Below are 12,896 nucleotides of genomic sequence, written 5' to 3'. Positions count from 1 at the left end.
CGAGCCGTTCAGCGCGCAGGCGTTTGCCAGCCCCCGCCAAGGCTCTGGATCAGCGCCACACTGCCCTGGCTGAGCTGGCCCTGGGTGTCGCGAAGATTCTGCTCGGCTTGCAGCAACACCAGTTGCTGGGTCAGCACGGCCTCCTGGCTCACGGTGCCGGCGCGCAACTGTGCTTCCTGGCTGCCGAACAGTTGCTGATTACGCTGGTACACCTGCTGGAACGCATCGGCCTGGGTTTGCAGGTGGTTGATTGCCGACAGGTTGTCTTCAACGTTCTGCAAGGCGCTGAGCACGGTGCCCTTGTAGGTCGCGGCGATCTGGTCATAGCTGGCCTCGGCCTGCTTGACCGCCGCTTCGCGGGCGCCGCCGTCAAACAGGGTTTCCGCCAGCGCCGGGCCCAACGTCCAGATGCGATTGGGCAGGGAGAACAACCCGCCCAACGCACTGCCGCGGTAACCGGCCTCGGCAGTAAGATCCAGGGTCGGGAAGAATGCGGCTTCAGCCACGCCGATTTTCGCGTTGGCCGCCGCTGCCGAGCGCTCCGCCGCCACCACATCGGGACGCCGTTGCAGCAGGGTCGACGGCAAGGTCAACGGTGGCCGCGGGACCACGAAGCTGTAGTCATTGCGCACCGCCACGCTGAATTCACTCGGCGCCACGCCCACCAGCACGGCCAGCGCGTGTTCGTATTGCTCGCGGTCGCGCAGGGAGGTCTGCAAGTCGGCAATCGAGGTGGTCAACTGGTCCTGAGCCACCAGCAACTGGTCGTTGGTGGCGACGCCCTGGGTGAACTGCACCTGGATCATGTCCAGCAGTTGCTGGTTGATCTTCTGTTGTTGCTGCAACAGGCGCACGTCGATGTCCATCTGCCGCAGGGCGAGGTAGTTACTCGCCACGCTGGAACTGATGGACAGCCGCACCCCGGCCAGCAACGCATCCGATTGCTGGGCCGTCGCCTGGCTGGACTCTATCCCGCGCCGCACCAGGCCCCACAGGTCCGGCTCCCAACTGGCGGTCAAGGTTGCGCTGACGCTGTTCGCGACGCCGCCCGTCGTGGTGCCGGTAGTCGACGTACCGCTGCCGCTGCCCGCCGTTCCCCGCGAACCCGACAACCCCACGCCCACCGTCGGCCACAAACCGGCCCGGCTGGACGCCACCTGCGCCTGAGCCAAACGGTACGCGGCCTCCGCCGCGATGATCGACTGGTTGGCCTTGGCCGAGCGCGCCACCAAATCGTTCAGTACCGGATCCTGATAAGCCAGCCACCACTGACTGTCCATCGCCCCTTGGGGGTTAGCCGCCGCGCGCTGCCACTGCGCGCCTTCCTTGAACGACTGCGGCAGCTCCATGGCGGGCTTCTGGTAATCGGGCCCGACCATGCAGCCGCCGAGCAGCAGGCTGATGCAAAGCACGCTGTATTTCACGTTCATAACCTTGCTTCCTTACGCCGGCCCAGGCGCTGTGACGCCCGGTCGAGCCACAGGTAGATCACCGGGGTGGTGTACAGCGTCAGCACCTGGCTGAACAGCAGGCCACCAATAATCGAAATCCCCAACGGCCGGCGCAACTCAGAGCCATAACCGGTGCCGAGCACCAGCGGCAGCGCGCCAAGGATCGCCGCCAGGGTGGTCATCATGATCGGCCGGAAACGGATCAGGCACGCCCGGCGAATCGCTTCCTTGGCCGTTAGGCCGAACTCCCGCCGCTCGGTGATCGCGAAGTCGATCATCATGATCGCGTTTTTCTTCACGATACCAATCAACAGAATCACCCCCACCAGCGCAATGATCGACAGCTCGGTGCCGGTCAGCAGCAAGGCGATCAACGCACCGACGCCGGCCGAGGGCAGGGTCGACAGAATGGTCAGCGGGTGCGTCAGGTTTTCGTAGAGGATGCCCAGCACGATATACACGCACAGCAACGCAGCGACGATCAGCAGCGGCTCACTGGCCACCGACGACTGGAACACCTGGGCCGTACCGGCAAACTGGCCGACCACACTGGCGGGCATGCGCAGCTGCTTCACCGCATCGTCCACCATCGCCGTGGCCTGGCCGATGGACGTGCCGGGCGCCAGGTTGAACGAGACTGTCACCGCCGGGAACGTGCCCTGGTGACTGATGGAAATTGCGGTGCGCGCCACCGTGTTATCCGCCAGTGCCGAGAGTGGCACCAGGGTCTGCCCGGTGGTCAGGTTGGGCGCCGCCGTGGTGCCCTTGGTGGTCGTGGCCTGGGTGCCCGTCGGCACATAAATGCCCTTGAGCGCGGAAGGGTCGGTCCAGTATTCCGGCGCGATTTCCATCACCACGTGGTACTGGTTGGCCGCGCGATACAGAGTCGCGACCTGGCGCTGGCCAAAGGCGTCGTACAGCGTCTGGTCGACCGCCGAGACACTCACCCCGAGGCGCGCCGCCGTGTCCCGGTTGATTTGCACATTGGCCAGCAAGCTGTTGTCTTGCTGGTCGGTATTGAGGTCGGTGAGTTGCGGCAATTTGCGCAGCACCGCCACCACCTTGGGCACCCATTCGTCCAGCGACTCCTGGTCATCGGCGGTCAGGGTGTATTGGTATTGCGCGCCACTTTGCCGGCCACCCACGGTGATGTCCTGGGCCGACTGCAAATACAGCTTGGTGCCCGGCAAGTCGCCGAGGCTGCGGCGGATCTGGCCGATGATTTCGGTGGCGTTGTCCTTGCGCTCGCCCAGGGGCTTGAGCAATACAAACATCTGCGCGCTGTTGACCGCCCCGCCGCCCCCTCCGCCACCGCCGACAAACCCGGCGACGGTTTCGATGTTCGGGTTTTTCATCACCTTGCGGTTGATCTCGGTGAAGTCCTTCTGCATCGCCCCATAGGAAATGCTCTGGTTCGCCAGGATGCTGCCCTGCAAGCGCCCGGTGTCTTCCTGGGGGAAAAAACCCTTGGGCACCAGCACGTACAACACGCCGGCGAGCACGATCACCAACACCGTCACAAAACCCATCAGCACCGTATGGTCGATCACCCAACCGAGGGTGCGATCGTAGAAGCGGTGAAAGCGCGAGTCCGGGTGTTCATTGCCTTCATGAATCTCTTTCGGCGCGCGCAGCAGCACGCTGGCGAGCATCGGTGTAACCGTCAGCGAGATCAGCATCGAGATCACGATGGCCACCGACAACGACACCGAAAACTCGCGGAACAGCCGCCCGACAATCCCGCCCATCAGCAGCAGCGGAATAAACACCGCCACCAGCGACACGCTGATGGTCAGTACCGTGAAGCCGACTTCCTGGGCACCGGCCAGCGCCGCTTCCACCCGGGTCTTGCCGCGCTCCAGGTGGCGCATGATGTTTTCCACCACCACAATCGCATCGTCCACCACAAAGCCGGTGGAAATCGTCAGCGCCATGAGTGACAGGTTGTTCAGGCTGTAGCCGAGGAAGTACATCGCGCCGAAGGTGCCGAGCAGCGACAGCGGCACCACAATCGCCGGCACCAGGGTGCTGCGCCAGTCGCGGAAGAAGCCGAAGGTCACCAGGGTCACCAGCAGGATCGACACCAGCAACGTGATCTCGACGTCATGCAACGAGGCGCGAATGGTGGTGGTGCGGTCCATCAGCAGGTTGAGCTTGATCGTCGCCGGAATCGAGCTTTGCAGGAACGGCAGCGAGGCCTTCACCGCGTCCACCGTCTCGATCACATTGGCCCCCGGCTGCTTGAACACCACCAGCAGCACCGCCGGCTTGCCGTTGGACAGGCCGAAGTTGCGCAGGTCCTGCACGTCTTCGCGCACGTAGCCCAGGTCGGCGATATGGATCAGGTCGCCGTTGTGGGCCTTGACCACCAGCGGCCCGTAGTCCTTTTCATCGAGCAACTGGTCGTTCGCCGCAATGCCGTAGTTGCGATCACCGATGGCCACGTTGCCCTTGGGCAAGTTGACGTTGGAGGCGTTGATCACCTGGCGCACCTGCTCCAGGCTGACGCCGTACTGGTTGAGCCGATCGGGGTTCAATTCCACCCGCACCGCCGGCAGCGCGCCGCCGCCCACCGTCACGTCACCGACCCCGGTGGTCTGCAACAACTTCTGCTCCAACAGGGTCGAGGCCACGTCATACATCTGCCCCGGCGTGGCGCTGTCGGAGGTCAGGCTGATGATCAAAATCGGCGAATCCGCCGGGTTGACCTTGCGGTACGTCGGGTTGCCGGACAGGTCGCTGGGCAGGTTGCTGCGGGCGGCATTGATCGCCGCCTGCACATCCCGCGCGGCGCCGTCGATGTCGCGATTCAGGTCGAACTGCAAAATGATCCGCGCCGAGCCCAAGCTGCTGGATGAGGTCATCTGCGTGACCCCGGCGATCTGCCCGAACTGGCGCTCCAGGGGCGTGGCCACTGAACTGGCGACGGTGGTCGGATCGGCGCCGGGCAACGAGGCGCTGACGCTGATGGTCGGGAAATCCACCTCCGGCAACGGCGCCACCGGCAACAGCATGAAGGCCAGCGCGCCAAACAGCGCGAGGCCGGCCGCCATCAAGGTGGTTGCAATCGGGCGGCGAACAAACGGCGCGCTGAGGTTCATTGCCATCAGGCCGCTTCAGCCGGGCGGCGGCTGAAGCGCTGCCCCAGGCCGTGCATGGCGAGGAAGATCACCGGCGTAGAGAACAGCGTCAGCAACTGGCTCAACAAAAGACCGCCGATAATCGCGATGCCCAGCGGGTGACGCAGCTCCGAACCAATCCCCGTACCGAGCGCCAGCGGCACCGCGCCGAACAGCGACGCCATGCTGGTCATCAGGATCGGCCGGAACCGCAACTCTGCCGCCTGGCCGATCGCGGCCGTGGGGCTCAGGCCGCCCTCGCGTAACAACTCCAGGGCAAAGTCGACCATCATGATGCCGTTTTTCATCACGATGCCGATCAGCAACACAATGCCAATCAAACCGATAATGTCGAACTGCGTGCCGGTCACCAGCAGCGCCAGCAAGGCCCCGAGCGCCGCCGAGAGCAGCGTCGAAAGGATCGTCACCGGGTGCACGAAGCTCTCGTACAGAATCCCCAGCATCAGGTACACCACCACAATCGCCGCCACCACTAGGAACACCTGGTTGGACAGCGACTGCTCGAACGTCGCCGCCGAGCCTTCGAGGTTGGCCTGCACCGACAGCGGCAAGCCGACCTTGGCCTCGATGTCCTTGAGCCGCGTGACCGCCGCGCCAAGGGTCTGGCCGGGCGCTAGGTTGAACGAAACGTCGGCATACGGAAACTGGCCCAGCCGGTTGATGGTGACGGGCGCCCGCACCACCTGCAGGGTCGCCATGCTCGACAGCGGCGCCACACCGCCACCCGGAATGTCCACGTACAACCCGGTGAGCAGGTCCGGCAAGTTGCGCGGCGGATGGTCGGTGGCGATCACCACGTGGTACTGGTTGAGCTGGGTGTAGATCGTCGAGACCTGGCGCTGGCCGAAGGCGTCATACAGCACATCGTCAATCGCCTGGGGCGTGATACCGAGGCGCGAGGCGGTGGCGCGGTCAAAGGTCAGCTGGATCCGATTGCCGAACTGCATCGCCTGGCTTTGCACGTCGGTGAACATCGGGTCTTGCTTGATCGCCGCCAGCAGCTTGGTGGTCCACGTTTCCAGCTCGTCCGGATCGGTGGCTTGCAGGCCCAGCCGGTAGCTGGTGGTGGACACCGTGGCGTCGAGGGTCAGGTCCTGTACCGAGTGCAGGTACAGGCGGATCCCGGCGTCGTCGGCGTTGGCATCGGAGAGCCGGCGGATCACCTCGGTGGCACTGTCACGCTCGCCGCGGGGCTTGAGGTTGATCAGCAGGTTGCCCTGGTTGATGGTCGGGTTGGTCTGGTCGATACCGACGAAGGACGACAGGCTTTGCACCGCCGGGTCCTTGAGGATTCGCGCGGCCAGGCGCTGTTGTTCGGTCTGCATCTGCTGGAATGAAACCGTCGGCGCCGCCTGGGAAATACCCTGGATCAGGCCGGTGTCCTGGTCGGGGAAAAAGCCCTTGGGCATGATCACCAGAATCATCAGGGTCAGCGCGGCGGTGAGCGCTATCGAGATCAGGGTCAAGGTGCGGTGCGCCAACACCCAGTCAAGGCCACGCACGTAGTGGGTGTTGATGCGGTCGAAGAAATCCGCGCGGCGTTCCTGGTGCTTATTCTTGAGCATCCGCGCGCACATCATCGGCGTGAGGGTCAGGGAGATGAACGCCGAGATAACGATGGTCACGGCCACGGTCATGGCGAATTCGCGGAACAGCCGGCCGACCACATCGCCCATGAACAGCAGCGGGATCATCACTGCAATCAGCGCAATCGACAGCGAAATAATCGTGAAACCGATTTGCTCCGACCCCTTGAGCGCCGCCTCCAGCGGCGAGTCGCCCGCCTCGATATAGCGCGTGATGTTTTCGATCATCACGATGGCGTCGTCCACCACGAATCCGATGGCGATAGTCAGCGCCATCAGTGTCAGGTTGTTCAGGGAGAAGCCCAGCGCATAAGCCACCGCCAGGGTGCCCACCAGCGTCAGCGGCACGGTGACTGCCGGAATAACCGTCGCCGCAACGTCGCGCAGGAAAATGAAAATCACGATCACCACCAGCAGCACCGCCACCGCCAGTTCGTACTGCACATCGGTGACCGAGGCGCGGATGGTTTGCGTGCGGTCGGTCAGCACATCGACCTTCAAGGTACCCGGCAAACTGGCCCGCAGCTTGGGCAGCAATTGCTGCACGCGGTCGACCACCTGGATCACGTTGGCGCCTGGCTGGCGCTGGATGTTCAGCACAATCGACGGCGTGCTGTTGGTCCACGCTGCCTGGCGCGGGTTCTCCGGGCCCTGGGTGGAACTGGCGATCTGTGACAGGCGAATCGGCGCGCCATTTTTATAGGCGATCACCAGGTCGCGGTATTGCTCGGCCGATTGCAGCTGGTCGTTGGCACCAATCGAATACGCCTGGAACTTGCCGTCGATATTGCCCTTGGCCTGGTTGACGTTGGCCGTGCCGAGGGAGGTGCGCAGGTCATCAATGGACAGGCCGAGGCTATTGAGCGCCGAGGTATTCGCCTCGACCCGCACCGCCGGGCGCTGGCCGCCGCTGATGGTCACCAGGCCGACGCCGGTGATCTGCGAGATCTTCTGCGCCAACCGTGTATCCGCCAGGTCCTCGACCTTGGTCAGCGGCAATACATCGGAGGTCAGGGACAGGGTCAGCACCGGCGCATCCGCCGGATTGACCTTGCTGTATACCGGTGGGTACGGCAGGTTGGCCGGCAGGAAGGTGCCGGCGGCGTTGATCGCGGCCTGCACTTCCTGCTCTGCCACGTCCAGGGACAGCGACAGGTCAAATTGCAGGGTCACCACCGAAGCGCCGTCGGAGCTGGTGGAGTTCATGGACTTGAGGCCCGGCATCTCGCCGAGCTGGCGCTCCAGCGGCGCGGTGATCGAGGAGCTGACCACGTCCGGGCTGGCGCCGGGGTATTGGGTGAAGACCTGGATGGTCGGGTAGTCGACTTCAGGCAACGCCGACACCGACAACAGGTGATACCCCAACATGCCCAGCAACAGCACCGCGACCATCATCAAGGTGGTGGCGACGGGACGTTCGATAAAGGGCCGCGAAATGTTCATGCTCGGCAGCTCCTCACTGGGCGACGACCTTCACGGCCGAACCGTCATCCAGTTTGTCGGCGCCTTCGGTGATCACCTGCTCGCCTGGCTTGACCCCGTTTTCGAGTACCGCCGACACATCGCCCATCGATGGGCCGGTCTTGATGTTGCGCAGGCTGGCCTTGTCGCCATTCACCACGAACACAAAATCGCCCTTGCTGCCATGCTGGATCGCCCGGGTGGGCACCACGGCAACCTGGGCCAGGGTGTCGGCCTTCAGGCGCGCATTGACGAACTGGTTGGGGAACAGCGCACTGCCCGAATCATCGAACTGCGCCTTGACCTTGATGGTGCCGGTCGTCGTGTCTACCTGGTTGTCCAGGGCCAACAGGCTGCCGGTGGCCAGCAGGGCTTTCTTGTTGCGGTCGTAGGCCAACACCGTCACGACGCCACGGCCCAGGGCCTGGCTGATTGCACCCAGGTCGTCCTCGGGGACCGCGAACACCACGGTGGCCGGGTTCATCTGGGTAATCACCACGATGCCGGTGGTGCTGGTGGTGGTGACGTAATTGCCGGGGTCGACCAGGCGCAGGCCCACCACACCGTCGACCGGCGAAGTGATGGTGCAGTAGCCGACCTGCACTTCAAGGTTCTGCACATTGCCCTGGTCGGCGGCCACGGTGCCCAGTTGTTGCTGGACCAAGGACGCCTGGGTGTCGACGGTTTGCTGGCTGGTAGAACCGGCCTTGACCAGTTCGCGGTAGCGCACCAGATCGCGCTGGGCATTGCTCAACACAGCCTGGTCGTGGGCCAGGGTACCCTTGGCCACGGCCAGCTGGGCCTTGAGAGCACGGTCATCGATCCGCGCAATCACCTGGCCCTTGCTGACGTGCTGGCCTTCCTTGAATTCCACGCTGCTGAGGATGCCATCGACCTGGGTGACCACGGTCACACTGCGGGTGGGGGTGACGGTGCCGAGGGCGTCGATATACACCGGCACGTCCTGCAACACCACCGGCACCACGGCTACCGGTTCGCCGGTGGCGGCCGGCCGGCCTTTGTGCCCGCCTGCAAAGAAGTGCAAACCCAGGGCAATCAACAACGCTACCAGTAACAACGTGCCAACGGCCCAGGCGAACGTACGTCGTCTGCTTTTCTCCACGGGTTTCTCTCTCGAACGCCGAAAACAGGAAGGGGCGACCAGGCTAAATGGCCGCTCGCTGCCTGAACTCTAGCAGCGCGCTCGAGCTGTGCCTGTACGACCGTGAATGCGTTCAGCATCAAGACAGACAAAGTCAGCTGGGCGCCCCGCCATGCAAGGGCTGCGGCGGGATTCTTGAGCCCTGCGCAAAGCCGGTGCTACCATGCCAGACCGCCTGTCTTGGCAAGGAACCTCCTGGTCTATGAGCACCATTCGCGAGCGCAACAAAGAACTGATCCTGCGGGCTGCCAGTGAGGAGTTTGCCGACAAGGGCTTCGCCGCGACCAAAACCAGCGACATCGCCGCCAAGGCCGGGCTGCCCAAGCCCAACGTCTACTACTACTTCAAGTCCAAGGACAACCTCTATCGCGAGGTGCTCGAAAGCATTATCGAGCCGATCCTGGCGGCCTCCACACCGTTCAATCCTGATGGCGACCCTTCGGCCGTGCTGAGCGGGTACATCCGCTCGAAGATCTGCATCTCCCGGGATTTGCCGTTTGCCTCGAAAGTGTTTGCCAGTGAGATCATGCACGGCGCCCCGCATTTAAGCCCCGAGCAGGTGGAACAGCTGAATGCCCAGGCCAAGCACAACATCGACTGCATCCAGAGCTGGGTGGACCGTGGGCTGATTGCGCCGATTGATCCGCATCACCTGATGTTCAGCATTTGGGCGGCGACGCAGACGTATGCGGATTTTGACTGGCAGATTTCGGCGGTGACCGGGAAGGCGAAGTTGGATGAAGCGGATTATGAGGCGGCGGCGCAGACGATTATTCGGTTGGTGTTGAAGGGGTGTGAGCGGGACTGATAGACCGCAGCGTCTTCAAGATTCGCGAGCAAGCCCGCTCCCACATTTGAATTTGTGCCAGACATAAATTGTTTAAACGCCGCAGATCCAATGTGGGAGCGGGCTTGCTCGCGAAAGCGCCCTCCCAGACACATCCTGCACAAAGCCAAACCATCATCTCCAGATTCCCCGATCTAGCCTCTCAGAACCCCACCTGAAGAGAGGCAAAGGAATGCCTGATCCAGCTGCTTCACATCGCCTGCGCATCGGGCGATTCAGCGAGTCCAACCGCATCTACCTGATCACCACCAACACCCACGAACGCGCGCCGATATTCAGTGATTTTTATCTCGGCCGCCTGGTGGTCTGGCAATTCCGGCTCGCCCAGTATCAAGGGCTGGCGAACTCCCTGGCCTGGGTGGTCATGCCCGACCACTTTCACTGGTTGATTGAGCTGCAAAAAGGCTCATTGGGAGACCTGATGTGCCAGGTGAAGTCCAAAAGCACTCGAACCGTTAATGGCGCTACGGGCCGCAAAGGGCGGCTATGGCAAACCAGCTTTCATGATCGTGCGCTGCGCAAGGACGATGACTTGGTGAAGATGGCTCGGTATGTCGTGGCCAACCCATTAAGAGCAGGGTTGGTGGAGCGGATTGGCGACTATCCGCTGTGGGATGCGGTTTGGGTTTAGGTCCGGGACCGAGTCGCCCCTTTCGCGAGCAAGCCCGCTCCCACATTTGACCGAGTCCCAGCCTTGGAATGCAGTCAAATGTGGGAGCGGGCTTGCTCGCGAAGAGGCCCGACCAGTCACCTCACATCAAGCAGTAACCCCCGCATCCGCCAACAACCCCAACCCCTCGATCGCACTGATCGCACACTGCTCGTCAATATCCGACGTATCCCCGCTGATCCCGATCGCTCCCAGCACCACACCCGCCTGATCCCGGATCAACACCCCGCCCGGCGCCGGCACCACGCTGCCCTGCCCCAGGCTGTTCAACGCGGCAATAAACGCCGGCCGTTGCTGTGCGTCCAACGCCAGCAAGCGCGAGCCCTTGCCCAGGGCTATCGCACCCCAGGCCTTGCCAATCGCGATCTGCGGGCGCAGCAGGCTCGCGCCATCCTCGCGCTGCAACGTTATCAAATGCCCGCCGCTGTCGAGTACCGCAACGGTCAGCGGTGCCGCCGAAATGGTGCGGCCTGCCGCGATGGCGTGGCTGGCCAGGTTGACTGCGACTTTCAAGGTTAAAGCGCTCATGGGTGCCGTCCTTATCTTGTTATGGGAAAGCCGTGGGGCTCTGTCTGATCAGAAGCTCAATCAAACAAATAGAACACAATAGATTTATTTTTTGTATACAATATTTCGAAACATACGCACCACACGTCGAAATATTCCCGTCCATAAGCCTTCCGACGAACGTAAAGGCCACCCAAGAAAATGGATTGACCTGCCCCGCTCGCCGTGAATACACTTCGGACCAACACCACTTGTATACAATTACAAAACGCAAGAGGCACCAAAACCATGAGCAAAATGAGAGCAATCGAAGCCGCTGTCCTGGTGATGCGCCGTGAAGGGGTCGACACCGCCTTCGGTATCCCGGGCGCCGCGATCAACCCGCTGTATTCGGCCTTGCAGAAGGTCGGTGGCATCGATCACGTCCTTGCTCGCCACGTTGAAGGCGCCTCGCACATGGCCGAGGGCTACACCCGCACCAAGGCCGGCAATATCGGCGTGTGCATCGGCACCTCGGGCCCGGCGGGCACCGACATGGTTACCGGCCTGTACAGCGCCTCGGCGGACTCGATCCCGATCCTGTGCATCACCGGCCAGGCGCCGCGGGCACGCATGCACAAGGAAGACTTCCAGGCTGTCGACATCACCAGCATCGTCAAGCCGGTGACCAAGTGGGCGACCACCGTCCTGGAACCCGGCCAGGTGCCGTATGCCTTCCAGAAAGCCTTCTATGAAATGCGCTCCGGTCGCCCGGGCCCGGTGCTGATCGACCTGCCATTCGACGTACAAATGGCCGAGATCGAATTTGACATCGACGCCTACCAACCACTGCCCCTGGCCAAGCCTTTGGCGACCCGCATCCAGGTGGAAAAAGCCCTGGCCCTGCTGGACCAGGCCGAGCGCCCATTGCTGGTGAGCGGTGGTGGCGTGATCAACGCCGACGCCAGCGAACTGCTGGTGGAATTCGCCGAGTTGACCGGCATCCCGGTGATCCCGACCCTGATGGGCTGGGGCACGATCCCGGACGATCACCCGCAGATGGTGGGCATGGTCGGCCTGCAAACGTCCCACCGTTATGGCAACGCCACGATGTTGAAATCGGACGTGGTGCTGGGCATCGGTAACCGCTGGGCCAACCGTCACACCGGTTCGGTGGAGGTGTACACCGAGGGCCGAAAATTCATTCACGTGGACATCGAGCCGACGCAAATCGGCCGCGTGTTCACCCCGGACCTGGGCATCGTTTCCGACGCCGGCTCTGCATTGACCATGTTCATTGAAGTGGCCCGCGAGTGGAAAGCCGCCGGCAAGCTCAAGGACCGCAGCGCCTGGCTCCACGATTGCCAGCAGCGCAAGGCCACCCTGCACCGCAAGACCCACTTCGACAACGTGCCGGTCAAGCCGCAACGGGTGTACGAAGAGATGAACCAGGTGTTCGGCAAAGACACCTGCTACGTCAGCACCATCGGCCTGTCGCAGATTGCCGGCGCGCAGTTCCTGCACGTCTACAAACCACGCCACTGGATCAACTGCGGCCAGGCCGGCCCGCTCGGCTGGACCATTCCGGCGGCACTGGGTGTGGTCAAGGCGGACCCGACCCGCAACGTCGTGGCACTGTCCGGCGACTATGACTTCCAGTTCATGATCGAAGAGCTGGCCGTGGGCGCACAGTTCAAGCTGCCGTACATCCACGTGGTGGTGAACAACTCCTACCTGGGGCTGATCCGCCAGGCCCAGCGCGGGTTTGAAATGGACTACTGCGTGCAGCTGTCCTTCGACAACCTCAACGCACCGGAACTCAACGGTTACGGCGTCGACCACGTGGCCGTCGCCGAAGGCCTGGGTTGCAAGGCCCTGCGGGTGTTCGAGCCGGGCCAGATCCAGCCGGCACTGCGCAAGGCTCAGGAAATGATCGAAGAATTCAAGGTTCCGGTGATCGTTGAGATTATTCTGGAGCGGGTGACCAATATTTCCATGGGCACCGAGATCAACGCCGTCAACGAATTCGAAGATCTGGCACTGGTGGGCAACGACGCGCCGACTGCCATTTCACTGCTCGATTAAGGAGAACC

The 12,896-nt window shown here is 62.7% G+C and carries 8 protein-coding genes; 3 read left to right on the top strand and 5 right to left on the bottom strand.

From position 1 onward, the window contains the following. Nucleotides 1-8: 8 nt before the first annotated feature. From HX814_RS05215 to HX814_RS05200, 4 genes are read right to left on the bottom strand one after another with little or no spacing between them, the layout of a single operon-like run. Nucleotides 9-1,430 carry an efflux transporter outer membrane subunit gene (locus HX814_RS05215; protein WP_134327093.1) on the bottom strand — a complete coding sequence of 474 codons (1,422 nt, stop codon included), beginning with the start codon at nt 1,428-1,430 and terminating at the stop codon, nt 9-11. Continuing rightward, nucleotides 1,427-4,552, bottom strand: a complete 3,126-nt coding sequence (locus HX814_RS05210) for an efflux RND transporter permease subunit (protein WP_177008481.1) — start codon at nt 4,550-4,552, stop codon at nt 1,427-1,429. The genes HX814_RS05215 and HX814_RS05210 overlap by 4 nt, the downstream gene beginning before the upstream one ends. Before the next feature lie 5 nt (nt 4,553-4,557). Continuing rightward, nucleotides 4,558-7,620, bottom strand: coding sequence for an efflux RND transporter permease subunit (locus HX814_RS05205; RefSeq protein WP_177008363.1), 3,063 nt, complete (start codon nt 7,618-7,620; stop codon nt 4,558-4,560). Between the two features lie 13 nt (nt 7,621-7,633). Beyond that, nucleotides 7,634-8,761, bottom strand: a complete 1,128-nt coding sequence (locus HX814_RS05200) for an efflux RND transporter periplasmic adaptor subunit (protein WP_177008364.1) — start codon at nt 8,759-8,761, stop codon at nt 7,634-7,636. A 241-nt stretch (nt 8,762-9,002) separates the two neighbouring features. Between HX814_RS05200 and HX814_RS05195 the strand changes: the two genes are divergently transcribed. Both HX814_RS05195 and HX814_RS05190 read left to right on the top strand, forming a co-directional pair. Continuing rightward, nucleotides 9,003-9,608, top strand: a complete 606-nt coding sequence (locus HX814_RS05195; RefSeq protein ID WP_003210590.1) for a TetR/AcrR family transcriptional regulator — start codon at nt 9,003-9,005, stop codon at nt 9,606-9,608. Nucleotides 9,609-9,819: 211 nt separating this feature from the next. Beyond that, nucleotides 9,820-10,278 (top strand): transposase, encoded by a 459-nt coding sequence (locus tag HX814_RS05190; protein ID WP_177008365.1) that lies wholly within the window; start codon nt 9,820-9,822, stop codon nt 10,276-10,278. A 126-nt stretch (nt 10,279-10,404) separates the two neighbouring features. Here HX814_RS05190 and HX814_RS05185 read toward each other — a convergent pair whose 3' ends face one another. Continuing rightward, complete coding sequence (locus HX814_RS05185; RefSeq protein WP_003210592.1) at nt 10,405-10,845, bottom strand: heme-binding protein; 441 nt, start codon at nt 10,843-10,845, stop codon at nt 10,405-10,407. A 267-nt stretch (nt 10,846-11,112) separates the two neighbouring features. Here HX814_RS05185 and gcl point away from each other — a divergent pair, with 267 nt between their 5' ends. Further along, on the top strand, nt 11,113-12,888 hold the full coding sequence (gcl, locus tag HX814_RS05180; protein ID WP_003210593.1) for a glyoxylate carboligase: 1,776 nt from the start codon (nt 11,113-11,115) through the stop codon (nt 12,886-12,888). Nucleotides 12,889-12,896 lie beyond the last annotated feature (8 nt).

The organism is Pseudomonas sp. C8002, assembly GCF_013385765.1.
Taxonomy (GTDB): domain Bacteria; phylum Pseudomonadota; class Gammaproteobacteria; order Pseudomonadales; family Pseudomonadaceae; genus Aquipseudomonas.
This window is presented reverse-complemented; position numbering and strand designations above follow the sequence as displayed.

What these genes read in the sequence shown, in the direction of transcription:
- HX814_RS05190 (WP_177008365.1), top strand. Translation starts at nt 9,820, where the DNA reads ATGCCTGATCCAGCTGCTTCACATCGCCTGCGCATCGGGCGATTCAGC.
- HX814_RS05205 (WP_177008363.1), bottom strand. Translation starts at nt 7,620, where the DNA reads ATGAACATTTCGCGGCCCTTTATCGAACGTCCCGTCGCCACCACCTTG.
- HX814_RS05195 (WP_003210590.1), top strand. Translation starts at nt 9,003, where the DNA reads ATGAGCACCATTCGCGAGCGCAACAAAGAACTGATCCTGCGGGCTGCC.
- gcl (WP_003210593.1), top strand. Translation starts at nt 11,113, where the DNA reads ATGAGCAAAATGAGAGCAATCGAAGCCGCTGTCCTGGTGATGCGCCGT.
- HX814_RS05210 (WP_177008481.1), bottom strand. Translation starts at nt 4,552, where the DNA reads ATGAACCTCAGCGCGCCGTTTGTTCGCCGCCCGATTGCAACCACCTTG.
- HX814_RS05215 (WP_134327093.1), bottom strand. Translation starts at nt 1,430, where the DNA reads ATGAACGTGAAATACAGCGTGCTTTGCATCAGCCTGCTGCTCGGCGGC.
- HX814_RS05185 (WP_003210592.1), bottom strand. Translation starts at nt 10,845, where the DNA reads ATGAGCGCTTTAACCTTGAAAGTCGCAGTCAACCTGGCCAGCCACGCC.